The following is a 26010-nucleotide window of genomic DNA, read 5'->3' on the forward strand; positions in this document are numbered from 1 at the left end:
GCAAATGTAGCGAGGTTCAGTATCGGCGGGGGCCAGACGTGTATCGTAGTGTGACGACGGCGCTCGTGGGCGCCCTGCTTCTTCTCGCGCCCCTTGTCGCGTCCGGCGCGGCCCAAGCCCAGACCCAGACGCCTCCAGCCCTCGCCCCCCTCTCGGCCTACGGCGCCCTGCCGTCGCTGGAGCTGGTGCAGATCTCGCCCTCGGGCGACCGGATGGCCTTCGTCGCCGTTGTCGGCGACCAGCGCACCATGGCCCTCGCGGACCTGAAGACGAACACCACCCTCGGCACCGTCGGCGTCGGCCTGGCCAAGGTGAAGGCCATCCAGTGGGTCGGCGAGGACAAGGTGCTGGTCACCACCGCCTCGACGGAATCCATTCCCGACTTCGGCATCAGCAAGACCGAATTCTATCTCGGCCAGATCTTCGATCCCGCCCGGCGTCGGGTCACCCGGATGCTGAACGGCGCCGCCAGCGTCTTCCCGGCCCTGATGGGCATGCCGCGCGTGGTCCGGAACAATGGCGCCCCCCTGGTGCTGGTCCGCGCCTATGAGTTCGACCGCCAGAACCACATGGACCTCTACCGGATCGATCCCGACAACGGCCGCCCACGGGCCTTCGCCCCCCTGTCGGACAAGGTCGTGGACTATGTGCTGGACACCCAGGGCAATCCGGTGGCCAAGGCCGAGTACGACGAGCGCACCGGCCGCTGGAGCCTGCAGCTCAAACAGGGCGACGACTTCCGCGAGACCTTCACCACGACCGCCCTTCTGGACCGGCCCGACCTGATGGGTCTGGGCATGAACGGCGACAGCGTCATCGTCTGGGCGGACCGGCCCGACCTTACCCATCAGGGCCAGGGCGTGAGAGGTCTGTTCGACGTCAATCTGGCGACCGGCGTGTGGCGCTCCCTGCGCTTCGAAATCTCGCCTCAGCGCCCGCTCTTTCACCCGGTGAACGGAAGACTGGTCGGCGTCACCCGGCGCGATGACGACGGCTCCCGCTACAGTTTCGTGGAACAGGGCGCGGGGGAACTCTGGGCCGCCGTGGAAAGCGGCTTCCCGGGCAAGAAGCCCGAACTGGTCAGCTGGAGCGACGACCTGCGTCAGGCGGTGGTGTACACCAGCGGCGACGGAGACTCCGGCGCCTATCACCTCGTCGATCTGGACGACGCCAGCGTCAGCACGGTCGGATCCGCCTACCCCACCATCACACCCGAAATGGTCGCCCCGGTCCGGCTGGTGACCTATGACGCCGCCGACGGACTCGAAATCCACGGCTATCTGACCCTGCCGCCCGGCCGGGCCGACGCCAGGGGGCTGCCGCTGGTGGTTCTGGCCCACGGGGGTCCGGAGTGGCAGGATGAAAGCGGCTTCGACTGGGAAGCCCAGGCCATGGCGTCGCGCGGCTATGCCGTGCTCCAGGCCAATTTCCGCGGTTCGACGGGCTATGGGCTGAGCTTCCTGGAGGCCGGCTACGGCGAGTGGGGCCGCAAGATGCAGACCGACCTGTCCGACGGCGTGCGCTATCTGGCCGGCGAAGGCGTCATCGATCCCAAACGCGTCTGTATCGTCGGCGCCAGCTACGGCGGCTATGCGGCCATGGCCGGGCCGACGCTGGATCACGGCGTCTACCGCTGCGCCGTCGCCGTGTCCGGTGTCTCGGACCTGCGTCGCATGATCGCCTGGGAGGCCGCCCAGGGCGTCCGCAAGGACAATGAGACCGTCCGCTACTGGAACCGCTTCATGGGCGGGGACGGGCCGGGCGACCGGTCGCTGGACGCGCGCTCCCCGGCCCGACTGGCGGAAACGGCCGATGCGCCGATCCTCCTGATCCACGGACGCGACGATACGGTGGTGCCGATCGAACAGAGCCGGGTGATGGCCGCCGCCCTGCGCCGCGCGGGCAAGCCGGTCGAGTTGATCGAGCTGAGCGGCGAGGACCACCATATGTCGCGCGAGGAGACCCGCACCCAGATGCTGACCGAGACGGTTCGCTTCCTGGAGGCCAACAACCCGCCGGGCGCGCCGTCGAACTGAGCGGCCGGCCCAGACTCCGCTTGCCTTTCGGGCCCGGTTCCCCTACTAGCCGCGCCTTCGCCTACGAACCGCCGGGCTAATGGCATGCCTTGGCGGTTTCGAAACCGGGTTACCCAACGACGGGCTCATGTAGCTCGAAGAGCGGTAGCCCACTCAAACTGAGAGTGGAAAATGCCGAAACTGAAGACGAAGTCGGGCGCCAAGAAGCGCTTCAAATTCACCGCGACCGGTAAGGTCAAGGCGGGCGTGGCCGGCAAGCGCCACCGCCTGATCAGCCACAACTCGAAGTACATCCGCCAAAACCGCGGCACTTCGGTCATGGCCGACGCCGACGCCAAGAAGATCAAGTCCTACATGCCGTACGCCTGATCGGCGCGCGCACAGACTGATCTCAACCCAACGAATTTGAAGGAATAAATCATGGCTCGCGTGAAACGGGGCGTTACGTCCCACGCCAAACACAAGAAGGTTCTCGAACAGGCCAAGGGCTTCTCGGGTCGCCGCAAGAACACCATCCGCACGGCCAAGGCCGCCGTCGACCGTGCCGGGCAATACGCCTACCGCGACCGCCGCGTGAACAAGCGCAACTTCCGCGCCCTGTGGATCCAGCGCATCAACGCCGCCGCCCGTCAGGAAGGCTTCACCTACTCCCAGTTCATCCACGGCCTGGGCAAGGCCGGCATCGAGCTGGACCGCAAGGTCCTGGCCGCGATCGCCATGGAAGGCGTGGGCTTCAAGGAAATCGCCGCCAAGGTCCGCGCCGCCCTCGCCTAAGAGGTCTGGCCTAGTCCTTACGGTCTGCACGATCTGAAACGCCCGTCCCGGTCGCCGGGGCGGGCGTTTTCGTTTGCGGCTCGCGCAGGCCGGGGGAATCAGGCTGGTTCGGCGGACGGCGCACCGCCCGGACGCCCCGGCGCCCATGATCCGCCCCGGCTCGGCCAGACCGCCCAGACGACAGCGAAGGCCAGACAGGCGAGTACATTGGTCCAGCCATAGACACCGGGATCGGCGAACCCCTTCACGGCGGTCATCGCGGCCCACAGCGCGAACAGGCCGGCCAGTCCCGACCAGGCCGGCGCGCCGACGTCGCGGGCCCGGCGGGTCAACAGCGCGCTCCAGCCCCAGAACCAGGCGATGATGGCCGCACAGACCAGCAAGGTCAGGATCAGGGCCAGCCCGAGGGCGACCGTTCGGGGAAAGGCGGCGAACAGCCGCGCGACCGAACCCTTGATCGCCAGTGACAGGGCATAGGGCGCGATCACGGTCAGGGCCGCTCCTGCCAGAAATTCACGGCGATCCGAACGGCCGCCATAGCCCAGCCTGTTTCCCAGAGTGCGAATCCAGCCCATCGCGACCTCCCGTTGCGGCGTCCATTCTGGCCGTCTGGCGGTTGAGAAAGCGGCGCCGAACATCCTTAAGCCCACGGCTCCGGGGCCGGAGGGTGACGAACGGCTCGCCAGCCGCTAGATGCTCCCGGCAATGACCGATCTTCCCCAACTCGAACTCGATCTGATCAACGCCATCGGCGGCGCGACCACAGTCGCCGAGGTGGAGGCCGTGCGCGTCAACGCCCTGGGCAAGACGGGCGTCATCTCGGGCCTGCTCAAGGGCATGGGCGCGATGAGCCCCGACGAGCGCCGCGAACAGGGGCCGATGATCAACGGCCTGCGCGACCGCGTCGCCTCGGCCATCGCCGACCGCAAGGCCGAGCTGGAGGCCGCCGAGCTGGACGCCCGCCTGCTGTCGGAAAAGGTCGATCTGACCCTGCCGGCCCGCCCGCGCCGCAAGGGCGGGGTCCATCCGACCATGCAGGTGATGGACGAGATGGTCGCCATCTTCGCCTCCATGGGCTTCGCCGTCGCCGAAGGCCCGGACATCGAGGACGACTTCCACAATTTCACGGCCCTGAACTTCCCGCCCAAACACCCGGCGCGGGAGATGCACGACACCTTCTTCCTCAAGCCCGATCCGGAAACGGGCGAGCGCAAGGTGCTGCGCACCCACACCTCGCCGGTGCAGGTGCGGACCATGATGTCCCAGCAGCCGCCGATCCGCATCATCGCGCCCGGCCGGACCTTCCGTAAGGATTCCGACGCCACCCACACCCCGATGTTCCATCAGGTCGAGGGTCTGGTGATCGACCGCGACATCCATATGGGCCACCTGAAGACGACGCTTCAGACCTTCATCGCCCGCTTCTTCGAGCTGGACACGGTCGACGCCCGCTTTCGTCCGCACCACTTCCCCTTCACCGAGCCCTCGGCCGAAATGGACATCCGCTGCGACCGCTCGGGCGGTCAGATCAAGTTCAACGAGGGGACCGACTGGCTGGAGATCCTCGGTTGCGGCATGGTCCACCCGAACGTGCTGCGGTCATGCGGCATCGATCCGGACGAATACCAGGGCTTCGCCTTCGGCATGGGCGTCGACCGTCTGGGGATGCTGAAATACGGCATGCCGGACCTGCGCCCGATGTTCGAGGCCGACGTCCGCTGGCTGGCCCATTACGGCTTCTCCGCCTTCTCCTCTCCCAACCCGGCCTCGGGCCTGAGCTGATCCCATGACTGATGTAATGTCCGAAGCCTTCGGTCGCGAACTCGCGGCCCGCACCACCTTCGAAAAGGAGGCCATCTGGCTTCCCCTGCTCGCGGTGCACGCCCTGAACGCCGGACAGGCGGTCATCGAGGGCCGAACCTTCACCGACTGCGTGATCGAAGGGCCGGGCATGATCGCGATCATGAACGGCACGAATTTCGAGAACTGCCACATGGGCGTGACCGAGGACGTCCGCTCCCTGCTGTTCCGCCCCATGGGCCCCAAACTGGTAGGCGCGGTCGGCTTCTCCAACTGCAAATTCGTCGGCTGCCGGTTCAAACAGGTCGGCTTCACCAGTTCGGATGCGGTCCTCGATTCCCTTGCCGAGGATCTGACGATGAGGGGCGGCGAATGACCTACGCCCCGATCAACCGCCCGATCCGCGTCGCCCAGGGCCTGACGCAAGCCGTGTTCGAAGACGTCGATATCAATCTTTTCGACCTCTACACGGTCGTGGTCGGCAGCGCCGCGCCCGGCTTCATCGAGGGCCGCACCTTCCGCCGTTGCCGTTTGCAGGGACCGGTGGTTCTGCTGGTCGCCGGCGGAGTCAGTTTCGACAGCACCAATTTCGGCGACAGCCAGGGCGACATCAGAAACCTCCTGCTCCGCCCCCTGGGCGTGCGCGCGCCCGGAACCCTGCCGATCCGGGATTGCGTGTTCGAGGGTTGCGAATTCTACAACGTCGCCTTCACCGGCCCCGAGGCCTTCCTGGATCAGCTGATCGCCAGCATGTCTTCGGGCGGACCACTCGCATGAGCCAGACCCTGACCTTCCCGGCCCTCGGCGCCGGCCCGCACTACAGCAATCTCGACATCTGGCTTCCCCTGCTGTTCCACGAGGCGGCCCTGCGCGGCGAGGCTGTCCTGGACGGCAAGACCTTCACCAACTGCCGCATTCAGGGACCGGCGGTGATCGTTCCGATCGCCGGCTGCCAGTTCAACGCCTGCAGCATGGGCAACGCCGAGGGCGACATGCGCAATCTGCTGCTCCAGCCCCTGGGGCCGACCCGCGTCAACGGCGTCATACCGTTCAGCAACTGCGTTTTCGAACGGTGCGAATTCGTCGCCGTGGGCTACGCCGGCGCGCCCGAGTTCCTGGAACAGCTCAAGACCCTGCCCGCGGGCGCCCCGTCCGGAGCCGCTTCGTGAAATTCACCCTCGGCTGGCTGAAGGACCATCTGGAGACGACCGCGGACGCCGCGGCCGTCGCCGACGCCATGACCATGGCGGGTCTGGAGGTCGAACACGTCTCGGATCCCACCGTCGCCCTCAAGGCCTTCACCGTCGCCCGCATCATCGAGGCGGTGCAACACCCCAACGCCGACCGCCTGCGCGTCTGCCAGGTCGAGACCGTCGACGGGATGAAGGAAATCGTCTGCGGCGCCCCCAACGCGCGCGCGGGCCTGACCACCATCTATGCCCCCATCGGCGCCTATGTGCCCGGCCTCGGCGTCACACTGGTCGAGAAGCCGGTGCGCGGCGTCGTCTCCAACGGCATGCTGTGCTCGGCCGGGGAGCTGGAGCTGCCGGGCGAGAGCGACGGCATCCTCGAGCTGCCGCCGTCGATCCCGGTCGGAACCCCGGCCGCGAACGTCTATGCGCTGGAACCCGTCATCGATTTCGAGGTGACGCCGAACCGGCCCGACTGGCTGGGCGTCGCCGGCATCGCTCGCGATCTGGCCGCCACGGGTCTGGGCAAGCTCAAACACTATGACATCGCCGTGGTGCGCGGCGCCTTCGCCTCGCCGATCTCGGTGCGGATCGAGGCTCCGGAGATGTGCCCGGTCTTCGCCGGCCGCCTGATCCGCGGCGTGAAGAACGGTCCCTCGCCTGCCTGGCTGCAGACGCGTCTGCAAGCCATCGGCCTGCGCTCGATCAACCGTCTGGTCGATGTCACCAACCTGATCGCCTACGACCGCGCCCGCCCGCTGCACGTCTATGACGCCGGCAAGCTGGTCGGGGACGAGATCGTGATCCGCGGCGGCCTGCATTCGGCCGAGACGGGGGCGGTCGAACATCTGATCGCGCTGGACGGCAAGACCTATCCGGCCGAGGCCTCGGTCTGCGTCATCGCCGACGCCAATGGCGAGCGCCCCATCGGCCTCGGCGGCGTCATGGGCGGCGAGTCGACCGGCTGTTCGGACGAGACCACCGACGTCTTCCTCGAAAGCGCCTGGTTCGATCCCATCGTCACGGCCCAGACCGGTCGCAGCCTGACCATCTCCTCGGACGCCCAGTACCGGTTCGCGCGCGGCGTGGACCCGGCCTCGGTCATTCCGGGGCTGGAGCTGGCCACCCGGCTGATCCTCGACCTGTGCGGCGGCGAACCGTCGGAGATCGTCCTCGCGGGCGAGCATCCAGCCAACCCCGAGGCCTTCGCCTTCGACCCCGCCTATGTGAAGCGGCTGTCGGGCATGGACCTCGAGGACGACCGCATCGGCACCATCCTGGGTCAGCTCGGCTTCCTCGTGAAGGCGGGTGAGACCGGTCAGGCCGAGCCCTGGACCGTCACTCCGCCGTCCTGGCGCCGCGATGTCGAGGGCAAGGCCGATCTGGTCGAGGAGGTCGCCCGCATCGTCGGCTTCGACCACCTGCCCGACGTTCCCCTGCCCGACCAGAACCCGTCGTCCAGGGGCGTGCTGAACCCGCGTCAGGCCCGCATCCGTCTGGCCCGCCGGGCGCTGGCGGCGCTCGGTTACGCCGAGGCCGTGACCTGGTCCTTCACCAGCCAGAAAATCGCGGCCCTGTTCGGCGGCGGGGATGAGCGTCTGGTGCTTGAGAACCCCATCGCGTCCGAACTGGACTGCATGCGGCCTTCGGCCCTGCCCAATCTGATCCAGGCCGCCGCCCGCAACGCCGCGCGCGGCCATGCCGACGCCGCCCTGTTCGAGATCGGCCCGATCTATCCGGGCGACGGTCCGAAGGATCAGCGCACCGTCATCGCCGGCCTGATCGCGCCCCATCCCGCCCGCCATTGGGCCAGCGGGGGGACCGGCAAGGACGGCGCCGACGACGCCCTGTTCGGCCTCAAGGGCGACCTTATGGGCCTGCTGGAAGAGATCGGCGCGCCGGTCGGCTCCCTGCAGCTCGCTCAGGGACAGAACCGCGACTGGTGGCACCCCGGCCGTTCAGCCCGGCTGCAGCTGGGGCCCAAGACCGTCATCGCCGAGTTCGGCGCCCTGCATCCGCGCGTGCTCAAGGCGCTGGACGCCGACGGTCCGATGCTGGCCTTCGAGATCGTGCTGGAAAGCGTCCCCGAGCCCAAGGCGAAATCTAAGACGCGCGGCGCCGCCGACCTGTCGGTGCTCCAGCCCCTGACCCGCGACTTCGCCTTCGTGGTCAAGGACGACAAGGCGACCGGTGATCTGGTCCGCGCCGTCGTGGGCGCCGACAAGACTCTGATCGAGGAGGTCCGGGTGTTCGACGTCTATCGCGGCGCCGGCGTCCCCGAGGGCTCCAAGTCAGTGGCGCTGGAAGTCGTGCTCCAGCCCCGCGAGGCGACCCTGACAGAGGCCGAGATCGAGGCCCTGTCGACCAGGGTCGTCGCAGCCGCCGCCAAGCTGGGCGCCCAGCTGCGCGCCTGACGCCAGAGTTGAGACCCGGCTCGCGGCCGGGTCTCAACCTCTCGTTAACCCTGACGCCGCAAGGCTGCCGCAAAGGCCCGCGAGGTTGACGGCAACGCTCGCATGACGGGCGACTCACCCGCCGGAGACCTCGCCATGCATCGCCGCCACCTGATCCAGACCGGTTTCGCCGCCGCCGCCACCTCGGCGCTCGGAGCTTGCGCCAGCGGCGGCGCGGCCCCGCGTCAGGGCACCGAGCCCGCCTATCCCATCGCCTCGGACGCCAACGCCCCCGCCTATTCGGCCGACGAACTGGTCGCCGCCGGCTCGCGCCAGCTGGGCATCGCCGCCGAGGCCATGGGCGGCGCCATCGAACGCATCTTCCGCGACCAGGGTGACAGCCCGACCGCTTATATCGCCGGTGAGGAAGGCGCGGGCGCCGTGGCGCTCGGCGTCCGCTACGGCCGCGGCGCCCTGCATATGAAGGACCTCGGCACCGCCCAGGACGTCTTCTGGCAGGGGATTTCGATCGGCTGGGACCTGGGCGGCAACGCCAGCCGGGTCTTCACCCTCGTCTATGGCCTCTACACGCCCGACGCCATCTACCGCCGCTACCCGGGCGTCGAGGGCTCGGCCTATCTGGTCGGCGGTCTGGGCGTGAACTACCAGCGCGCCGACGGCATCGTCCTGGCCCCGGTCCGCACCGGCGTCGGCCTGCGCCTCGGCGCCAATGTCGGCACCATGGCCTACAGCCGCCAGCGGAACGTGCTTCCTTTTTAGGCGCTACCGCTCGCGACGCGGTCGCTCGCTGCTTGAGCGCGTTTCAGCGCTAGCCTTCAGCGGCGATTATCGCCTCTAGCCCCTCCCGCCAGGTCGGATACTGCGGCCGCCAGCCGAGCTCGGCCTTGGCGCGGGCGTTGGAGATGCGTTTGTTGTCCAGATAGAAGCGGCGCATGGTGTCCGAGACCTCGGGGTCGTGCCAGTCGACCTCGCGCGGGCGCGGCACACCGAGCCGTTCGGCGGCGCCGGCGATGACTACATCGGCCGGCGTCGGTTCGTCGTCGGCCAGATTGTAGGCCGCGCCGGGTCGGGGCTGGGCCATCGAGGCGAACAGGCCCGCCACCGCATCCTCGACATGAACCCGGTTGAAGACCTGGCCGGGCTTCCGGACCAGCCGGGCCGAGCCGTCGCGCAACCGGTCGACCACCGAACGGCCGGGACCATAGATCGCCGGCAGGCGGAAGATCTGCACCGTCAGACCCATGCCACGTCCGGCGTCCAGCCAGTCGGCCTCGGCCCGCACCCGGCGGCCGCCCTCGAGGCTGGAGGCGTTGAGCGCGTCGTCCTCGAAGGCCCAGCCGCCGTTGCGGTCGCCGTAGACGGCGGTGGAGGAGACATAGCCGATCCAGTCGGGCCAGGCCGTGGAGACCGATTCCGCGACCGCCAGGGCCCTCAGCGCCGGACAGCCCTGGGCGTCGGGCGGAGCGGTGATCAGAACCGTCGTGGCTCCGGCGAGGGCCGCCGACAGGGCCTCGCGGTCGCTCGGGTCGACGGCGGCGATCCCTTCGGCTTCCAACGCCAGCCGACGCTCCGGATCGCGCGAGGTGGCGACGGCGGTTCCGCCCCGGCGGATGGCTTCCAGCGCCGCAGTTCGGCCCAGATAGCCGCCGCCGAAGACCAGAAGCTTTTGGGGTTCGCTCAAATCGACCTCAGCCCGCACTCAGGCTCTGGCCCGGGGCCGCAGGGGCGCGACGTTCGGATCATTCAGGGTCGGGCAGGCCGCCGCTTCCAGCGCTTCAGCCCGGTCCGTGTTCCAGGCGGAGATGCAGGGAATCTTGGCCAGGTCGGCGCGGTCGGCGTAGCGGCGGGCCACCTCGGTGACGTCGGCCATCAGCCCCTCGGCCAAGGTGATCGGCTTCAGCCCCAGATCGCGGAACTGGTCATTGGCCACGACCAGCTCGTTCTCGTCGGCCTCCTGACGCGGATTGGCGACCGTTTCGACGGTCGCCCCGGTCATCCGGGCGACCATGGCGGCCAGGTCGCGCACCCGGCGGCTCTCGGTCATCTGGTTGAGGATCTTGACCCGTTCGCCGCGCGCCGGCGGGTTGTTCAGGGCCAGTTCGACGCAGCGCACCGTGTCCTGGATATGGATGAAGGCCCGGGTCTGGCCGCCGGCGCCGTGCACCGTCAGCGGATAGCCGACCGCCGCCTGCATCAGGAAGCGGTTCAGCACCGTGCCGTAGTCGCCGTCATAGTCGAAGCGGTTGATCAGCCGCTCGTCCATCCGCGTCTGCTCGGTCTGGGCGCCCCAGACGATGCCCTGATGCAGGTCGGTGATCCGCAGCCGGTCGTTGCGGGCGTAGAACTGGAACAGCAGGGCGTCCTGCGTCTTGGTCATGTGATAGATCGAGCCCGGGTTCGGCGGGAACAGGATCTCCTGCTCGGTGGGGCCGTTGTCGGTCTCGACCGTGACCTTCAGATAGCCCTCGGGGATCTTAAGCCCCGCGGTGCCGTAGCCATAGACCCCCATGGTGCCCAGATGGGCCAGATGGACGTCGCGGCCGCTTTCGACGATGGCGGCCAGCAGATGGTGGGTGGCGTTGATGTTGTTGTCGACGGTGTAGAGCTTGTGCCGCGCCGATTTCATCGAATAGGGCGCGGCCCGCTGTTCGGCGAAATGGACGACGCTGTCGGGCGCCTCGTCCCGGATCAGGGCGACCAGCCGGTCGAACTCCTTGCCGACCGTCATATTGACGAAGCCGATGGTGCGGCCCGTCAGTTCCTTCCAGGTGGCGATCCGCTCGCCCATGGTCCGGATCGGGGTCAGGGACTGGACCTCGAGCTCATTGTCGATGTTGCGGCGGCTCAGGTTGTCGACGATCACGACATCCCAGCCCTTCCCCGACAGGTGCAAAGCCGTGGGCCAGCCGCAGAAGCCGTCGCCGCCCAGAATCAAGACCTTCATTTTACGCCACCTTTCCTTCCCCGCTCCTGCCTAGACCATGAGGACGACCGGGGCAAAGCGGAGCGGTGGACGAAGTCGCAGGGCGCCGTCCAGCGATCGGCGCGGGTCGGGTGTCTCCGATCCCGGAAGAAACGCCGAAAACGGAGACTGTCGAGACGCCGAACCTCGCGGAACGACGGGGAGGAGAAGGATTGCGCCCATCTTCTCCTCCTGTCCGGAAACGCCTACATGCCGCCCATGACCGACGACGTTTCGACCGACGCCCCCGCCAATGATCCCGGCTTCAACCTGGATGTCCCCGGCGCGACGCGCGAGCGTCCCCTGACCCCGGCCGCCCGCCGGGCCCTGGAGGAGGCGGCGGAGCGGCGGGCCGTCGAGGCGGCCGAAATGGCGCTGGAGCATGGCGGGCCGACCGGCCCGGAACCCACCCGCTACGGCGACTGGGAGAAGAAGGGCCTGGCGGTCGACTTCTAGCCGCGCAGAAGTCTAGCCACGCAGCAATCTGGCCGGGCCGATGATCCGCTCCAGCACTCCGGCGGCGAGCAGCCGTTCGGCCTCGGCCGGATTTTCGATGGCCACTCGGGCGCGATAGAAGGCCAGCGCCGCGGCCTCGTCCCCGGTCATGATCACGTCCCGGGCCTGAAGGTGAAACGGACCGATGGCGGCGGCGATGTCGTATCGGCCCCACCATCTGTCCTGAAACCGGCCCAGTCGGCGATACTTGGCCAGAAAGGCCTGAAAGCCGCAGCAGGCATAGTGCAGGATGAAGTGGCGCGCGCTGATCGCCCGCGCCGTTCCGGCTTGGGGGCGGCCGAAATCATGCACGCCGAAGGGCTCCAGTCCCGGCCGGTCGAGCCGCGCCGCCGACTTGCCGTTGGAATAGAGGTTGAAGATCCCGGTCCGGAACCGCGGGCTGGCCTGCAACGCCTGTCGCAAGGCCGCCTGGGGCAGGGTCGGCAGTCGCTCCGGAGGGACCTTGAACAGGGTGACCTGACCCATCGGGTCATCGATCTCGTCCGCCTCGGGCGCCGCTTCGAGGTTGCGATAGGTCACGACGTCGAACGGCTCGGCCTCCAGGGCCGAAAAATGGTCCGCGACCGACTGATTGGGGGACCAGAACAGTTCGTCGATGTCGATATGCAGCAGCCAGGAACACCCGTCGCGCCGCGCCCGATCCATGACGACGGCGGCGTTGAGAATCTGCCGCGCCATCACCTCGGTGTCGATGGAATCGGCCAGTCCGGCGTACACAGACTGGGCGGTCCAGGCCTCGCGCAGGGCCCCGTCATGGACGATGACCGTCACGCCGGGGCGGCTCGCCACCCGGACGGCGTCGGGATCCGCCGGGTCGTCAAACACCAGATACAGGCGCGCGAAGCCCGCCGCGACGTGCCAGGCGATGAAGCGATCCAGCAGCGGCCCCGCGTCGCGCAAGGTCGTGACGATGGCCGGTCCGCCGCGCGCCGGGCGGTCGTTCACAGGCTCTGACCCGGCGGAAGACGGAGGCATGGGCATGGATATGATCTGACACGGGCCCGGCCCGACGACAAACCCGAAGCGATCGCCGTTCTACGGCCCTGATTTGAGCCTACTGGCCTTTTCCGTCGCGCCCTTGTATGAGGCGCGCGCTCCCCGCAGACGCACATCCCAGAGCGGCCCCCGTTTTGTCGGCCGCCTTTTCGCATTGAACGACACGATATGAACCTTCGCAACGTCGCCATCATCGCCCACGTTGACCACGGCAAGACGACCCTGGTCGACCAACTCCTGGCCCAGTCGGGCGTGTTCCGAGCCAATGAGGCCACGACCGAACGCGCCATGGACTCCAACGACCAGGAAAAGGAACGGGGCATCACCATCCTGGCCAAATGCACCTCGGTGCTCTGGAACGGTGAAGCCGGCGAAACCCGCATCAACATCATCGACACCCCCGGTCACGCCGACTTCGGCGGCGAGGTCGAGCGCATCCTGGGCATGGTGGACGGCTGCGTCATCCTGGTCGACGCCGAAGAGGGCGTCATGCCCCAGACGAAATTCGTCCTGACCAAGGCCCTGAAGATGGGCCTGCGTCCCATCCTGTGCATCAACAAGGTCGACCGCGCCCACGCCGATCCGGACCGCGTCCACAACGAGGCCTTCGACCTGTTCGCCGCCATCGGCGCGACCGAAGAGCAGCTGGACTTCCCGCACATCTACGCCTCGGGTCGCGCCGGCTGGGCGACGCTGGACCTGAACGAACCGTCCGACACCCTGGCGCCCCTGTTCGACCTGATCGTGCGCCACGTGCCGCCGCCCAAGGTGCAGGAGAACAAGGACAAGCCGTTCCAGATTCTGAACGTGCTGATCGAGAGCGACCCCTTCCTCGGCCGTCTGCTGACGGGCCGGATCGAGAGCGGCAAGGCCGTTCCCGGCATGGCCATTCACGCTCTGGACCGCGACGGCAAGGAAATCGAGCGCGGCCGGATCACCAAGGTCCTGGCCTTCCGCGGCCTGAAGCGCCAGGCCCTGGACGAGGGTTCGGAAGCGGGCGACATCGTCGCCATCGCCGGCATGTCCAAGGCGACCGTGGCCGACACCCTGTGCGCCATGGAAGTCACCGAAGCCCTGCCGGCCCAGCCGATCGACCCGCCGACCATCTCCATGACCGTCTCGGTCAATGACAGCCCCCTGGCCGGCCGCGAAGGCGACAAGGTCCAGTCGCGCGTCATCCGCGACCGCCTGCTCAAGGAGGCCGAGGCCAATGTCGCCATCCGCGTCACCACCACCGAAGGCGGCGACGCCTACGAAGTGGCCGGCCGCGGCGAACTGCAGCTGGGCGTTCTGATCGAGAACATGCGTCGCGAAGGCTTCGAAGTATCGATCAGCCGCCCGCGCGTGGTCTACCAGACCGGCGAGAACGGCGAGCGTCTGGAACCCATCGAGGACGTCATGATCGACGTCGACGACGAGTTCACCGGCGTGGTCATCGAAAAGCTGTCGGCCCGCAAGGCCGAGCTGTCGGACATGGGCCCGTCGGGCGCCGGCAAGACCCGCATCAGCCTGAAGGCTCCCTCGCGCTCGCTGATCGGCTATCAGGGCGAGTTCCTGACCGACACGCGGGGTTCGGGCGTGCTGAACCGCGTCTTCAGCCACTATGAGCCGCACAAGGGCGAGATCGCCGGCCGTCTGAAGGGCGTGCTGATCTCCAACTCGGACGGCGACACGGCAGCCTTCGCCCTGTGGAACTTGGAAGACCGCGGCATCATGTTCGTCGGCGCCGGCGAGAAGACCTACGAAGGCATGATCATCGGCGAGAACGCCCGCTGGGACGACCTCGACGTCAACCCGATCAAGGGCAAGCAGCTGACCAACGTTCGCGCCTCCGGCAAGGACGAGGCCGTGCGCCTGACCCCGCCGCGCGTGATGTCGCTGGAACAGGCCATCGCCTATATCTCGGACGACGAGCTGGTCGAGGTCACGCCCAAGTCGATCCGTCTGCGCAAGCAGATCCTGAACCCCTCGTTCCGCAAGAAGCGCGCTCGCCCCGAGTAAGGACTCGGCCCGACCTGGGGCCGTCGCCAGAGCAACCGGAATTGGAAAGGCCGCCCCGTCGCTGGGGCGGCCTTTTTGCTGTCCGACGAGTCAATGGTTCTCGGTAAAGACCAGGCGGGCCTGGGCGCCGTCGCCCTTGCCGTAGCGGCCGATCCAGATGTCGTAGACGCCGCTGGGCGGAGTGGCCCAGCGCAGGCCCGGATTGACGTTGCCGCCGTCGCCGGCGCCGTCGTCGTTGCAGACCCATTCGCCGTCCGGGTCATTGACCACCAGGGTGGTGTCGACGTCCGCATAGACCCAGATGTTCAGCGGCAGGCCGCCGGCGGTGTAGTTCAGCCGGTAATCCGGCGCATCGCCGACCATGCCGACGCAGGCCCCGCCCAGATGCGAGGCGTCCTCGGTCCCGCCCGCGACGATGTCGACGCTGCGCGGATCCGGCTGGAACCCGGCTTTCAGGGTCACAGAGCCGAACACCGGATCCAGCGAGGCGTCCTGGGCCAGAGCCGGCGCGCTCGCGGCCAGGACGGCCGCGAACACGGTCGCGCCCATCAGAATTCGTGTGGTCATTATTTCCCCGTTCCCGGCTCAGGATCTGGCCGGCGCCGTCACGCTATCACGGATACGCGAACCGGCGGAAGAACCCCGGCCACTGCCCCCCCGACGGGGCGGACAGTCCGTATCGACAAGGGAAACCGCCTGGTGGAGCCGAGGGGACACCAGAAGGATCGGTTTCGTCGGTCATAGGATGCTCTGGGACTCGGGGGCTTAGAGCGGGTCAGCAGAGGCCGATGTGGAGGCGTGGTCAACGGCTGGGACGGTTGCCTTCGACCGTTGCTGACGTCGGGCACGGGCGGCCACAGCGTCAGCAAGCCGTAGTCGATTGAACGCGATGGACGGTCAGTCTTGGCCGGCCGTGGTGGCGTGGCGCGCGGGTCCGTCCCTTAAGGCCCTCTGGAGCCTTCCCAGACGGTGCTCGCCATTCTTGGCCATGATCCTGGTCACGCGGCTTCAGAACGGCTCCAGGGCCGTCTCTAACCGCCCTACGGGGTCTTTTCGCTGGTCATGTCGTGGATCAGCTTCATGATCTCGGCTTCCTCATCGGCCGACAGGGTGATCCAAGATTTCTCGACCATGATGACGTCAGGGTCGCCACTCTTGATCTTCTCCACGGCTTGGCGTGCATCAGTCTCTCCAGGCACTTGGAACATCACTGCGCGGACATCATCGAGTTCATCGTCGATGATCTTCCGCCGAGCTTGGGCGAAGCGTTGGAAGGCGTCGTCGCGCTTCCCAAACGCTTTCCAGTCCTCTCTGGACGGGCCTGATAGGCGAACCACGAACACGCTGCTCTCCTCCTAAGCACCAGCCTCTACGAACGCCCTGTAGACGCTTGCTCGACTGATCCCGACGCTCTGTGCGATCTGGGCGACGGTCTGGCCTTCAGCCTTCAGACGCAAGACCTCGGGCGTCTTGGCGCGGGCAGTCGGAGCGCGTCCTCGATAGCGTCCCTCAGCCTTGGCCTTGGCGATCCCGGCACGCTGTCTCTCCAGCATGATCTCGCGTTCCCACTGGCTCACCGCGCCCAGCACTTGGAGGATGAGCACCCCGGTCGCGGTCGAGGTATCGACGCCCATGCTCATGATCCGAAGCGTTACGTTGCGGGCCTTCAGGTCTTCGACGATCCGCAGGAGGTCGGTGACGCTTCTGGCCAGACGGTCGGGCTTGGTCACGATGAAGGTGTCGCCGTCTCTCACCCAATCGAGGGCGGCGCGGAGTTGTGGACGCTGAGCATCAACGCTGCTCACATGCTCCTGAAAGACCTTGGTGGCGCCGGCGGTTTGGAGTTCGGCGACCTGTGCCTCCAGGCCGGCTCGTTGCTCGGCCGACGACGTTCTTGCGTATCCAACCAAGGCACCCGTCATCGACCCTCCTCACACGGTTCTCAGACAGTGTGACACAGGTCTCTCAAAAGGCGATCAGAATGCTTGTGAGACACTGCAACCAGGCTCTCGGGGAGTCTCACGAGGGCGTGGGCTATTGAGGGGAGGGGGGTTGTTCAACTGCTGATGCTATCGTCATTATCAAGCTAATCGCTTCGATCCTCGACCACCTTCTCGCGGGGCCGGGTCCACTACGCCGGGGCCTTCGGTAATGATGGTCCTCGCCGTTGCGTTGGGAATTGTGGAAGCGCGGCTGGCGATGGTTACGCCGTCCGCCTTTGCCTGTTGGATCATGTCATAGATCATCTCACCTGACATGACGGTCCCCTCGTCGGCCACTATGACAGTCTCCATCCTGAACGGCGCGCTGTCAGGGTTACCTTCGATGACCGGTAGATTGATGACCCACTCGGGTTCAACAGCAGCCATGAGGTCATCGAAGCTTTCTCCGAAAACGAATTTAGACTTCACCCCCGAGGCATCCATCGCCTTCAAAATAGCGAGTTCGTCGTCGTGGATACGGAAGTGGAAATCATTGTAGCTGATGAACGGTCGATCATTGATCCACATCTGTAAGTGGTAATGGGGAAAGTCGCTGTTCTTCCCTGAATGACCCGCAAAGTCCGACTTGCCGCATGATATCGACCACGAAAAATCGCCGTATCGGGCGGTCACTTGGACAACGTGGTTTTCATCGGCAGTGTCGGCGATGTTTTTCGCCCAGCCCCCCTCGTTAGCGACCCACCTCACCCAGCTTTGAATCGCCATCATACCGAACTTCTCGGCGACGGCAGGGTAGTGCCGTTTCTTCACGCCGGGAGGTCGGAGGAACCAGTGGAGGCAGGGGACTCTTTCAACGAACGTCGTCAGGTCTGCGTCGCAGATATAGCATTTGCCCTGATCGAACGCGGCTTTGAAAAGAGCGTGTTGACGCTCAGATTCTCTGATCTGGCTTGTGTTGTGTTGGACGCGCTCCTCTTCGCTTAGCGAGCCGATTCGCACCGCAATTTTCCGAGCCATCTCATCAATACTGGCCATCAAGCTGCGCCGCCGGGGTTGATCTGGCAGGGGTCGAAACGTCCCCATCGGTCGATGATTACACCGGGTCGGCGATCTGTCACGGCGTTCAAGGAACCGGATAATGGGCTGAGGGCAAGGTGGTAGATGCGTTCGTTAGTTCGACAGCCAGAAATGAACAGCGTCCCGACGACACTGAAACGAGAAGCGCACGGTCTGCTTCAGCTTGTCGACGCTCCTGAACCAACGCTTCTCCGCGTTCTCGCAACACCAGGACTCGGCCAATAGGCGGCGAGCATCGTCGGTGGCGTCATCGAGGTCGATGGCCATCTCGATATGATGGTCAGTTTGGAACGGAGCCACCGGTAAGCTCATCGTCGCACCTGTCCGAAAAGCAGGGCGTGCGCCACTCGATAGGCCGCCGCCCATCGCCCCTCTGAAATCAGCCGGCGGAAGACCGTGATCATGGCCGTATCAGAGGGGCCACCAATCACGAGATAGTTCGGGGCCATCTGACACCAATAGGTGGCGCAGTGGCGACGGCTCGTCGTTAGACGGCTCTTCAGCATGAATTCGTAGAGGTCGAACATCTGGCTCCGTGGTCGCTTTGCCGACCACAACATCGCGGATCGGTAGCCCTATTTATCAACGGAAGCCGGCGAGCCAGGTGCGGAAAGATATCGTCAGGCCATCAGCATTCGTGCATAAATAGAAGGTAGGCCAACGGCGTTGGCCATCCATATCGTTCAGGGGACAAGCGCGGTTGCCCCGCCGCAAAACGGCTATCGGGACGACTGACCGAGAAACGTGGGAGAACGCCCAACAAGATGGACCTGATAGCCCGACCAGTTCGATCTGGGTGCGCGGCTTGAAGGACGGCCGCTTGGAGAGCTTGGCTCTCGAAAGGCATTTCAAACAAAGGAGGACGTGTGCGTGTTGATCAATTTCACGCCCGTCCGAACGCGCCCTTGTCCATCCAACCGCAGGGGCCGTTAGCTTGGGGGCAACTTCCCCCATAACCGTTCTGCCACCATAACTGCTGCTCCGAGCACAAGGCGTTGACCGATGAAAAAGGCTGCTCGCCACATCGCCAACAGGCCCCGAAGCTCGACCGCCTCACAAAGCACACAAGCGAGCATGGCAAGGATCGGGCGATTACATGCTGGTCTCGGGGAACCGCCAGCTTCCGCTATAGACGCGGATCGTCGCCGGTTGGGACATTCGCGATAAGTGATGTCTGATCTCTCTTGTCGCGGACGATGCTCATCGTCCTGGCGACAGGGGAGAAAAGGACAAAGCTCCTCGTGATATTGGGAGACACCGCATTCAAAGATGGCTGACGGTTTCCGTGGCGCCGCAGATGCGGTGACGCGCGACGAACCGTGCTTACGGAATCCTGATGAATGCACTTCAGAGATCAGGCGAAGCCAAATCGCTCACGCCACTAAAAGCGCATGTCCTCTGAATTTCAATCGCTCCTGAGTGCCGCCTTCACTACAGCCTTGTCGGCCTCGCGACGCGAATCTTTCCTCTCCGATCTCATCCCCGAATTCAGATCGACATTGCCCACGAAGCGACTCCGTGACGTGTTTTCCATTGCGGGCTTATCAAAGGCCGGCGAACAACTGCGTGTTCGCCAGCAAAGAACCGGGAAGGGGCTGGCCTTGGTCTGGCTCGTTAGCGGCGGTGCCGTTCGCCATCGGGTCAACTGGGTCGATCTCCCGAACCTATCAATCCCGCCAGCAGTCAGTCAGGTGACGTCGTTCATCATCCGTGAGAGAGCTAAGCTACTCTTCGAGCGAGCCACCGAGGCATTCGCGAATGAAATTCAGCGCGGCACAGTCACGTTGATGGCCCGCAGAGGCTCGCCCCTCACTGATCGCTCATCGATGCCATCGTCGGCGTGCGCGCACGTCGTGATTGATGATTGGATGAAGTCGGTCGGACGGGTTGCCAGCGAACCGCTGTTCGACATCGTAGTGGTGCCCGCCCTGGATGAGGAAGCGGTTTATCGGGAGAAGGCCGCTGCCGCTGGCAGGGTGTGGACGAAGCTCCTTCCCGTCGTAATCGAAAAGTTATGGCCCGGCGGCCTCCCGCCGTTGTCGAGATTGTCCAATCGGCAATTTGGAGATGCGGTGGAACACGAACTCCGGCGGCTGGGCATCGGGCTTCGCGAACTACCTCACGAGAGGACTATCACAGACGCGCGCAAGACTTATTCTGGGATGAGGTTGGAAAAGTAGGTCTTCCAACCCCGTCCGCAGAACCGCATGTGCCGCTGGCCGGCGTCGGTCATGTTCTCCAGAGCAACATGCCTCTGGAGAAAGTCCGTGTTTACAGTTGAGTATAAGACGCGAAAGTCGCGTCGCGCCGTCATCGTCGATCCGCCCGAGGTGGTTTCAGCGACTGAGACGAAAGAGATCGCCTTCGCGCACCAGTTCTTAGACGGCCTCACGCAGCAGCAGATCACAAATTGTCGATTGAGCGCGGCAGTGGCCGGGGTGATCGACGCGCTTTTCAGGCCGCTGGCCGTTCAGATCGAACGGGGGATCGGTGACCTCGACCGGCGGAAAAAGGTCCGCGACCTGATCAGAAAAACCTTCAATGGAATGAGCGCGCGACGGGACGACGAAGTGACAGTGGCGTTCTGGCCTTCGCGGAACTCGCCCAGAATTATCATCACGCATGGTGATCAATGGTGGGTCGATCTCAAGCCGACCCTTCGATGGGAAGGACGAAATGGCGTTTCGCTCGTTGGCGTGGACTGCCACACGACCTTCCATGTTCCGGGCGCCGATTGCGCGGTCTGCGCCGCATGGTTCGAGCGTCAGCGCGACCGGCTGGACGCTCATTTCGCCAAACGGCTGGCGACTCCCGCAGCGATCCAAGGGGAAGTCCAATGACCAACGATGAATGGTGGGAGGGCTTCGATCCTGAGTTCTACGGGGTCGAAGAGATCGACGAACTGGCAAACCAGCCTGACGCAAACATCTGGACCAAGTTCGAGGACGGGGACGCTGAACTGGTCACGCTGAAGCCCGGCCGGCACCCCGGCGGGGATGGCTATTACCATTCCAAAAAGGCTTGGGGGTCGCAGCACATCGGGCAGGAAGTCACTTTCGAGCCTACGGACGACTATGAGTGCGCCAAGTCACCGAAAGACACTTCATTGCAGAACTGCTGGGTCGTCATTCTAACCGACCCTGACGGCCTCGGGTGGTCGCCATGGCCGGTAGTCGCGCCGAATGTGCAGAAGGCCATTCGGAAAGCTCAATCCGACTGGCGCAGATGGTGTGGGGTTCACGCTGCCGCTGACGTCTGGAAGGTCTACAGAGAAAGCTGGATCACGGAACGTGTCGCCGGGATCGGTGAACCATGACCATGTTGACCGAACAAGAATGGGAAGAACGCTTCATTCCGATCATCAAGCAGAACGATGACTGGCTCCTGTTCGACGACTCCGACCCGGACGAATGTGTATTCCTCGACGCCGTTGGGGACAACAGAATCTGGACTCAGGTCGAAGCTGATGACGCCATCCAATATGTCCCTGGTCGGTGGACGATCAATGCGGTCGGCTACATCGTCACTATGAAATCATGGGCCGAAAACGAAGCCGATCTGACGGTCGTGATCGAACTCGACATGGGCTGTGAAGCGTTCGCGAACTCGGCGAGTGACGGAGACGGCGATGAGTGAGTCTCGCCAACAGGCCGTCGTTCCTGAGCGCAATGTGGATATCTCTGGAGGAGACTTCTCGGACCTTCCGGGGAGTGCATGGAAAACCCCACCGCTGACGAATTACGATGGCATCGTCGTCACAGCCTTGCGCGTAATGGACAGGTTGCGGGATCAAGCCGGGAGCTTCGATTTTCGCCCGTTTGGAGCGGATATTTGGATGACCGTCCGATATCTTGGAATTCGCCCCTATGCGTCCGAGCCAAAGCACATCTTCCACGTCGTCGGTGGCGAGTTTGAACTGCTCCTGATCATCGGCCTCGATGTGCGGACTGCTTTGATCGCGTGCCGTGGAAACAGAGAAGCCTTACAGCACGCAGTGGAACAGGTGGAAGCTGCCTATTCCGCTGCCGGTATGGGCGTCGGATAAGTCTCAATCCCAGTCCACCTGACGCGCGAAGCTTCTGAAGCTGCGCCACCGAGACCCGCCGGCGCCTTCGTTGACGCGAGGGATGCCGAGCAGATCACACTTCTGCTCGGCCGCCTCGCAGACCTTGCAAGCCACCGGCGAGTTCCTGTGGCCGTGGACCATCCAAAGCATCCATCCGCGTCCGGCCTCGGCGGTTAACGGTCGAAATTCGAGCAACGCCTCCCCCCGGAACTCCGCGATGGCGAGGCGCCCCGCTGCCACATGGTCGAGCTTGCTGGCGAGGCAGTTCCTGTATCGTCGTGCGGCATCGAGATAGTCACGCATGGTCGTGAATGGTCGTAGCTCGTCGTCGCCGGCTTGGATCGGGTGCTCGGGCAAACGGTCGGCGCGTCGAACGAGGCGATCCAGCAGTCTGGGGAGCGTAGATGATGGTCCCATCGCGGCGATAGCTGCGGCTACCGCGTCGTCGTCAGCCCTCGAACAAACGCTCTGCACGAACTCCACGGCGGCGTTGAAGCGCGTTGCCTCGGCGGGCGTATCGAGGCGCGAGAGCGTGTGTTGGTGACGCCAGCGCGCATCGAGAGCGGCCAGCACCTCCAGCTTGCGAACAGTGATTCGGCCGGACTGGCTCAGCGCGTCTGCGCTTCGCATGTCGCCGCGCAAGAGCATCTCGCGCAGGTCGAGGTAGGCGCGGGCGTGAGTGAGTGGCCGGTCGCCGATCCGCTGGAGCAATCCAGGGAGGCCTTGCGGCACATCACGAAACGCATGACGCAAGATGTCGCTTGAGCGGCCATGGCGAACGACCTCGGCCAGTTTGCGCGGGAGCAAGCACGAGTCCTCGCCGACGACCTCGCCATTCTCCTGCGCCGAGAGCGCGGCAAAGATGGCCTGGCGCCGGCCAGATGATGCGGTCAGCACTCTGGCTATGACGCCGGGCTGCTCGTCGTCGAGCTTTACGAGAGAGGCGGTCGCCCAGCCAAGCAATCCTTCATCCATGGCCCCGCTCCCATGGAAAGCGACCACGCCCCTCGGGATTTAGGTCCATCTGGAACGCCACCCAACGCCACCGCCTGATTTCAGCGGGAGTCATGGCGTGATCGAAGAGAATGCGGTGCGGCTCGTTGGTTAGGTCCGCCAGGATCGCCTTCACGGCGATTTCTTCTGGCAACGAGACAGGGGCAGTGACCTCGCCGGCGGCCGACTGCGGCGGCTCTACGAATAACCACTCCAGCGTCGTCATCCACTGTCCAGAACCGGCGAGATCATCGAGGAGATGCGTGAGTTCGAAGCTGTCGATCTCATTCTTCGCATCGAGTCTGACTGCGACGGCAAGGCATCGCAGCGCGGGTTCAGCGGGCGCCAATGGACCTCCATCATCGGTGAAAGTCCGTTGAGTCTCTCATGGACTCCGCGCTTGTCCACCATATCGGACGCAAGCCGGCCCTGGACTGGAAGACGTGAGTTGCTGCGATGGGGGCGCACTTCGTATGGTCCAGCGCATGAATCCCGTTGAGATTGAAGAAGCTGTATCCAACCTCGCGCTTGAACCGTTCGACGCGGCCGAGTTCCCGTTTCAGTTTCTGATCGCCTTCGACAACCCAGCAACCACGATCAAGCGGCTGAGGACTGGATCGACCAATCAGTCCGACGTGCCGGGCGGCGTCCTACAGCGCAACAACATCCATATCGCCACCTGCGCGCCTGGCGCCGTGGACGACACCCTAAAGGCCTTGCGCGACAGCCCTAAGACCGCCTCGGCCAAGGCCAAGTTCATCGTTGCGACGGACGGCGCGTGGTTCCAAGCGGAAGACCTGAACGGCGGCGGCACGGTCGCTTGCACCTACGCCGAGTTCCCCGATCACTTCGGCTTCTTCCTGCCGCTGGCTGGGATCACCACGGTCAAGGAAATCCGCGAAAGCTCGTTCGATGTGAAGGCGACGGGTCGTCTTAACAAGCTCTACGTCCAGCTTCTGAAGGAAAACCCGGACTGGGCGTCCATCGAGCGTCAGCACGACATGAACCACTTCATGGCGCGGCTGATTTTCTGCTTCTTCGCCGAGGACACCGACATCTTCCTGACCGAAGGGCTGTTCATCAAGACAGTCGAACAGATGTCGGCCGGCGATGCCGCCATGACCCACGAGGTTATCGGCGAGATTTTCCGCGCCATGGACACCAAGCCGGCGGATCGCGAGGCGGCTGACCTCCCGCGGTATGCGAGCAAGTTCCCGTATGTGAACGGTCAGCTTTTCAGCGGCAGCACTGAGGCGCCCCGGTTCAGCAAAGTGGCGCGCTCTTACCTGATGCACATCGGGAGCCTGAACTGGCGGAAGATCAACCCGGACATCTTCGGGTCGATGATCCAGGCGGTGACCGACGAGGATGAGCGCGGCTCGCTGGGCATGCACTACACCAGCGTCCCCAACATCCTGAAGGTGCTGAATCCGCTCTTCCTCGACGATCTGCGCGAAAAGCTCGTTGAGGCCGGCGACAGCCCTCAAAAGCTACTGAACCTCCGCAAACGCATGGCTCGGATTAGGGTGTTCGACCCGGCGTGTGGGTCGGGCAATTTCCTGGTGATCGCCTACAAGGCGATGCGCGAGATCGAGTTCGAGATCAACAAGCGACGCGGAGAGCCGGATCGTCGTTCCGACATTCCTCTCACCAACTTCCGGGGGATCGAGCTTCGCGACTTTCCGGCTGAGATCGCACGGCTCGCCCTCATCATCGCCGAGTATCAGTCTGACGTGACCTATCGTGGACAGAAGGAGGCGATTGCCGAGTTCCTGCCGCTCGGCGCGGAGAACTGGATCACTTGCGGCAACGCCTTGCGCCTGGACTGGTTGAGCGTCTGCCCTCCAACAGGCACTGGCGTAAGAGTCACCTCGGATGATCTTTTCCAGACTCCACTCGACCAAGCCGAGATCGACTTCGAGAACGAGGGAGGCGAAACCTACATCTGCGGTAACCCCCCCTACAAAGGAAGAAACAAGAAGGAAGAAGATCAAAAATCAGACCTGTTCGCACTTCTTGGCAGTCGAACCGATAAGCACAAGAGTTTGGACTATGTTGCCGCGTGGTTCGTGAAGCTGAGTGATTTTATGAGGTATGTTCCGAACGCGGGCGGTGCGTTTGTCGCGACTAACTCGATATGTCAGGGCGAACAGGTGCCTATTCTTTGGCCGATAGTGTTCTCTGCCGGCCAGCGGATATCGTTCGCGCATCGTTCTTTTAGGTGGGCAAATCTGGCTTCCAACAATGCTGGCGTGACTGTCGTTATCGTCGGTCTTTCAAGTCAGGATGGCCCACGATTCATATATGATGACGGGCAACGGAAGGAAGTTGGGGTGATCGGTCCCTATTTGGCGGCAGGGTCAGATCAAGTCGTTCAGCCGTTGCAGAAGCCGATTGGCGACAGGCCGCAAATGTATATCGGCAACATGGCAAAGGACGGAGGCCACCTCATATTTGAGCAGTCCGAGAAGAAGGACTTGCTGGGTAAACACGCTGTTCCGTCGTCACTGATCAAAGATTTTTGGGGCGCGCAGGAGGTGATCTCTGGAGTTCCTCGGTGTTGTCTCTGGCTGATTGATGCTGACCTCAACCTTGTGCTTGAGAATGATTTCGTGCGGTCGCAAGTAGATAAAGTTGCGAAGTTCAGGCGAGAGAGCAAGGCACCCTCTACGCGAGACAAGGCCCCAATATCTCACCGGTTCGTCCAGCTTTCTCCGGCCTCTGGAAAAACAGCAATTATCATCCCCGCTATCACTTCCGAGAATCGGGACTACTTGCCCGTCACCGTAGCGAGTGACGGGGCGGTCATTGGACATAAATGTTACGCAATTTACGATCAGCCACTTTGGGTGATGTCTTTGATTGCATCGCGTCTTCATTGGGTTTGGATTGGCACTGTTTGCGCGCGTTTGGAACTGCGCTTCTCATACTCAAATACGATGGGTTGGAATACATTTCCGGTCCCCAGCCTAACTCAGCAGAATAAGGCTGACCTTATCCGCTGCGCCGAGAACATCGTGCTCGCCCGCGAGGCACACTTCCCGGCTACACTCGGTGACCTCTACGAACCAAACGACATGCCCGAAGACCTTCGCCGCGCCCACGAGGCCAATGACGAGTTGTTAGAACGCATCTACATCGGGCGGCGATTTCGCAATGACACTGAGCGGCTGGAGAAGCTGTTCGAACTTTACTCCAAGATGACCACCAAGCCCGGTGGCCCGACCAAGGTTGCCGCGTGA

At 64.3% G+C, this 26010-nt stretch carries 29 protein-coding genes; 17 read left to right on the forward strand and 12 right to left on the reverse strand.

From position 1 onward, the window contains the following. The first annotated feature begins 50 nt into the window (after positions 1-50). The 3 genes from IFJ75_RS16680 to rplT all read left to right on the forward strand — a co-directional run bounded on the left by IFJ75_RS16680 (position 51) and on the right by rplT (position 2810). On the forward strand, positions 51-2036 hold the full coding sequence (locus tag IFJ75_RS16680) for an alpha/beta hydrolase family protein (protein ID WP_225896876.1): 1986 nt from the start codon (positions 51-53) through the stop codon (positions 2034-2036). A 171-nt stretch (positions 2037-2207) separates the two neighbouring features. Beyond that, complete coding sequence (gene rpmI, locus IFJ75_RS16685; protein WP_003166435.1) at positions 2208-2405, forward strand: 50S ribosomal protein L35; 198 nt, start codon at positions 2208-2210, stop codon at positions 2403-2405. A 51-nt stretch (positions 2406-2456) separates the two neighbouring features. Next, positions 2457-2810, forward strand: coding sequence for a 50S ribosomal protein L20 (gene rplT, locus IFJ75_RS16690; protein WP_207869596.1), 354 nt, complete (start codon positions 2457-2459; stop codon positions 2808-2810). A gap of 98 nt (positions 2811-2908) precedes the next feature. Here rplT and IFJ75_RS16695 read toward each other — a convergent pair whose 3' ends face one another. Continuing rightward, positions 2909-3385, reverse strand: coding sequence for a DUF805 domain-containing protein (locus tag IFJ75_RS16695; RefSeq protein ID WP_207869598.1), 477 nt, complete (start codon positions 3383-3385; stop codon positions 2909-2911). A gap of 130 nt (positions 3386-3515) precedes the next feature. Between IFJ75_RS16695 and pheS the strand changes: the two genes are divergently transcribed. The 6 genes from pheS to IFJ75_RS16725 all read left to right on the forward strand — a co-directional run bounded on the left by pheS (position 3516) and on the right by IFJ75_RS16725 (position 8973). After that, positions 3516-4592: a phenylalanine--tRNA ligase subunit alpha gene (pheS, locus tag IFJ75_RS16700; protein ID WP_207869600.1), complete on the forward strand. Its 1077-nt coding sequence runs from the start codon at positions 3516-3518 to the stop codon at positions 4590-4592. 4 nt (positions 4593-4596) lie between these two features. Then, positions 4597-4986, forward strand: a complete 390-nt coding sequence (locus tag IFJ75_RS16705; protein ID WP_207869602.1) for a hypothetical protein — start codon at positions 4597-4599, stop codon at positions 4984-4986. Further along, complete coding sequence (locus tag IFJ75_RS16710) at positions 4983-5387, forward strand: hypothetical protein (RefSeq protein WP_207869604.1); 405 nt, start codon at positions 4983-4985, stop codon at positions 5385-5387. The genes IFJ75_RS16705 and IFJ75_RS16710 overlap by 4 nt, the downstream gene beginning before the upstream one ends. Then, positions 5384-5779 carry a hypothetical protein gene (locus IFJ75_RS16715; RefSeq protein ID WP_207869606.1) on the forward strand — a complete coding sequence of 132 codons (396 nt, stop codon included), beginning with the start codon at positions 5384-5386 and terminating at the stop codon, positions 5777-5779. The genes IFJ75_RS16710 and IFJ75_RS16715 overlap by 4 nt, the downstream gene beginning before the upstream one ends. Continuing rightward, positions 5776-8214 carry a phenylalanine--tRNA ligase subunit beta gene (gene pheT, locus IFJ75_RS16720; protein ID WP_207869608.1) on the forward strand — a complete coding sequence of 813 codons (2439 nt, stop codon included), beginning with the start codon at positions 5776-5778 and terminating at the stop codon, positions 8212-8214. Before IFJ75_RS16715 ends, pheT begins: the two co-directional genes overlap by 4 nt. Positions 8215-8349: 135 nt before the next feature. Beyond that, entirely contained in the window at positions 8350-8973 is a 624-nt protein-coding gene (locus IFJ75_RS16725) for a DUF1134 domain-containing protein (RefSeq protein WP_207869610.1), read from the forward strand. A 49-nt stretch (positions 8974-9022) separates the two neighbouring features. Here the strand turns inward: IFJ75_RS16725 and IFJ75_RS16730 are convergent, their stop codons facing one another. Further along, on the reverse strand, positions 9023-9895 hold the full coding sequence (locus IFJ75_RS16730) for an NAD-dependent epimerase/dehydratase family protein (RefSeq protein ID WP_207869612.1): 873 nt from the start codon (positions 9893-9895) through the stop codon (positions 9023-9025). A gap of 18 nt (positions 9896-9913) precedes the next feature. Continuing rightward, complete coding sequence (locus IFJ75_RS16735; RefSeq protein ID WP_207869614.1) at positions 9914-11158, reverse strand: NAD-dependent epimerase/dehydratase family protein; 1245 nt, start codon at positions 11156-11158, stop codon at positions 9914-9916. A 237-nt stretch (positions 11159-11395) separates the two neighbouring features. Here IFJ75_RS16735 and IFJ75_RS16740 point away from each other — a divergent pair, with 237 nt between their 5' ends. Beyond that, a complete protein-coding gene (locus IFJ75_RS16740; RefSeq protein WP_207869616.1) occupies positions 11396-11632 on the forward strand; it encodes a DUF1674 domain-containing protein in 237 nt (78 codons plus the stop codon). A gap of 12 nt (positions 11633-11644) precedes the next feature. On the opposite strand, the gene IFJ75_RS16745 is transcribed toward IFJ75_RS16740, so the two are convergent. Beyond that, complete coding sequence (locus tag IFJ75_RS16745; RefSeq protein ID WP_207869618.1) at positions 11645-12667, reverse strand: glycosyltransferase family 2 protein; 1023 nt, start codon at positions 12665-12667, stop codon at positions 11645-11647. 189 nt (positions 12668-12856) lie between these two features. Between IFJ75_RS16745 and typA the strand changes: the two genes are divergently transcribed. After that, entirely contained in the window at positions 12857-14689 is a 1833-nt protein-coding gene (typA, locus tag IFJ75_RS16750) for a translational GTPase TypA (RefSeq protein ID WP_207869620.1), read from the forward strand. 90 nt (positions 14690-14779) lie between these two features. Here the strand turns inward: typA and IFJ75_RS16755 are convergent, their stop codons facing one another. The 6 genes from IFJ75_RS16755 to IFJ75_RS16780 all read right to left on the reverse strand — a co-directional run bounded on the left by IFJ75_RS16755 (position 14780) and on the right by IFJ75_RS16780 (position 18236). Beyond that, complete coding sequence (locus IFJ75_RS16755) at positions 14780-15256, reverse strand: peptidase S1 (protein WP_225896877.1); 477 nt, start codon at positions 15254-15256, stop codon at positions 14780-14782. Positions 15257-15729: 473 nt separating this feature from the next. Continuing rightward, entirely contained in the window at positions 15730-16032 is a 303-nt protein-coding gene (locus IFJ75_RS16760; protein WP_207869622.1) for a type 1 periplasmic-binding domain-containing protein, read from the reverse strand. A 12-nt stretch (positions 16033-16044) separates the two neighbouring features. Continuing rightward, on the reverse strand, positions 16045-16611 hold the full coding sequence (locus tag IFJ75_RS16765; protein WP_207869624.1) for a recombinase family protein: 567 nt from the start codon (positions 16609-16611) through the stop codon (positions 16045-16047). 159 nt (positions 16612-16770) lie between these two features. Next, on the reverse strand, positions 16771-17667 hold the full coding sequence (locus tag IFJ75_RS16770; protein ID WP_207869626.1) for a hypothetical protein: 897 nt from the start codon (positions 17665-17667) through the stop codon (positions 16771-16773). A 135-nt stretch (positions 17668-17802) separates the two neighbouring features. After that, positions 17803-17976, reverse strand: coding sequence for a hypothetical protein (locus tag IFJ75_RS16775; protein WP_207869628.1), 174 nt, complete (start codon positions 17974-17976; stop codon positions 17803-17805). A gap of 41 nt (positions 17977-18017) precedes the next feature. Next, positions 18018-18236, reverse strand: a complete 219-nt coding sequence (locus IFJ75_RS16780; RefSeq protein ID WP_207869630.1) for a hypothetical protein — start codon at positions 18234-18236, stop codon at positions 18018-18020. Positions 18237-19100: 864 nt separating this feature from the next. Here IFJ75_RS16780 and IFJ75_RS16785 point away from each other — a divergent pair. The 5 genes from IFJ75_RS16785 (at position 19101) to IFJ75_RS16805 (ending at position 21754) form a co-directional block, all read left to right on the forward strand. Further along, a complete protein-coding gene (locus tag IFJ75_RS16785; RefSeq protein WP_207869632.1) occupies positions 19101-19889 on the forward strand; it encodes a hypothetical protein in 789 nt (262 codons plus the stop codon). 87 nt (positions 19890-19976) lie between these two features. Then, positions 19977-20549, forward strand: coding sequence for a hypothetical protein (locus IFJ75_RS16790; protein WP_207869634.1), 573 nt, complete (start codon positions 19977-19979; stop codon positions 20547-20549). Beyond that, entirely contained in the window at positions 20546-21025 is a 480-nt protein-coding gene (locus tag IFJ75_RS16795) for a hypothetical protein (protein ID WP_207869636.1), read from the forward strand. The genes IFJ75_RS16790 and IFJ75_RS16795 overlap by 4 nt, the downstream gene beginning before the upstream one ends. Next, complete coding sequence (locus tag IFJ75_RS16800) at positions 21022-21345, forward strand: hypothetical protein (protein ID WP_207869638.1); 324 nt, start codon at positions 21022-21024, stop codon at positions 21343-21345. The genes IFJ75_RS16795 and IFJ75_RS16800 overlap by 4 nt, the downstream gene beginning before the upstream one ends. Further along, positions 21338-21754, forward strand: a complete 417-nt coding sequence (locus IFJ75_RS16805; RefSeq protein ID WP_207869640.1) for a hypothetical protein — start codon at positions 21338-21340, stop codon at positions 21752-21754. The genes IFJ75_RS16800 and IFJ75_RS16805 overlap by 8 nt, the downstream gene beginning before the upstream one ends. Before the next feature lie 3 nt (positions 21755-21757). Here IFJ75_RS16805 and IFJ75_RS16810 read toward each other — a convergent pair whose 3' ends face one another. Both IFJ75_RS16810 and IFJ75_RS16815 read right to left on the reverse strand, forming a co-directional pair. Next, complete coding sequence (locus tag IFJ75_RS16810; RefSeq protein ID WP_207869642.1) at positions 21758-22750, reverse strand: hypothetical protein; 993 nt, start codon at positions 22748-22750, stop codon at positions 21758-21760. Beyond that, on the reverse strand, positions 22743-23117 hold the full coding sequence (locus tag IFJ75_RS16815) for a hypothetical protein (RefSeq protein WP_207869644.1): 375 nt from the start codon (positions 23115-23117) through the stop codon (positions 22743-22745). Before IFJ75_RS16815 ends, IFJ75_RS16810 begins: the two co-directional genes overlap by 8 nt. A 124-nt stretch (positions 23118-23241) precedes the next feature. Between IFJ75_RS16815 and IFJ75_RS16820 the strand changes: the two genes are divergently transcribed. Beyond that, entirely contained in the window at positions 23242-26010 is a 2769-nt protein-coding gene (locus IFJ75_RS16820) for a class I SAM-dependent DNA methyltransferase (protein WP_225896878.1), read from the forward strand.

Source organism: Brevundimonas goettingensis, from assembly GCF_017487405.1.
Classification (GTDB): Bacteria; Pseudomonadota; Alphaproteobacteria; order Caulobacterales; family Caulobacteraceae; genus Brevundimonas; species Brevundimonas goettingensis.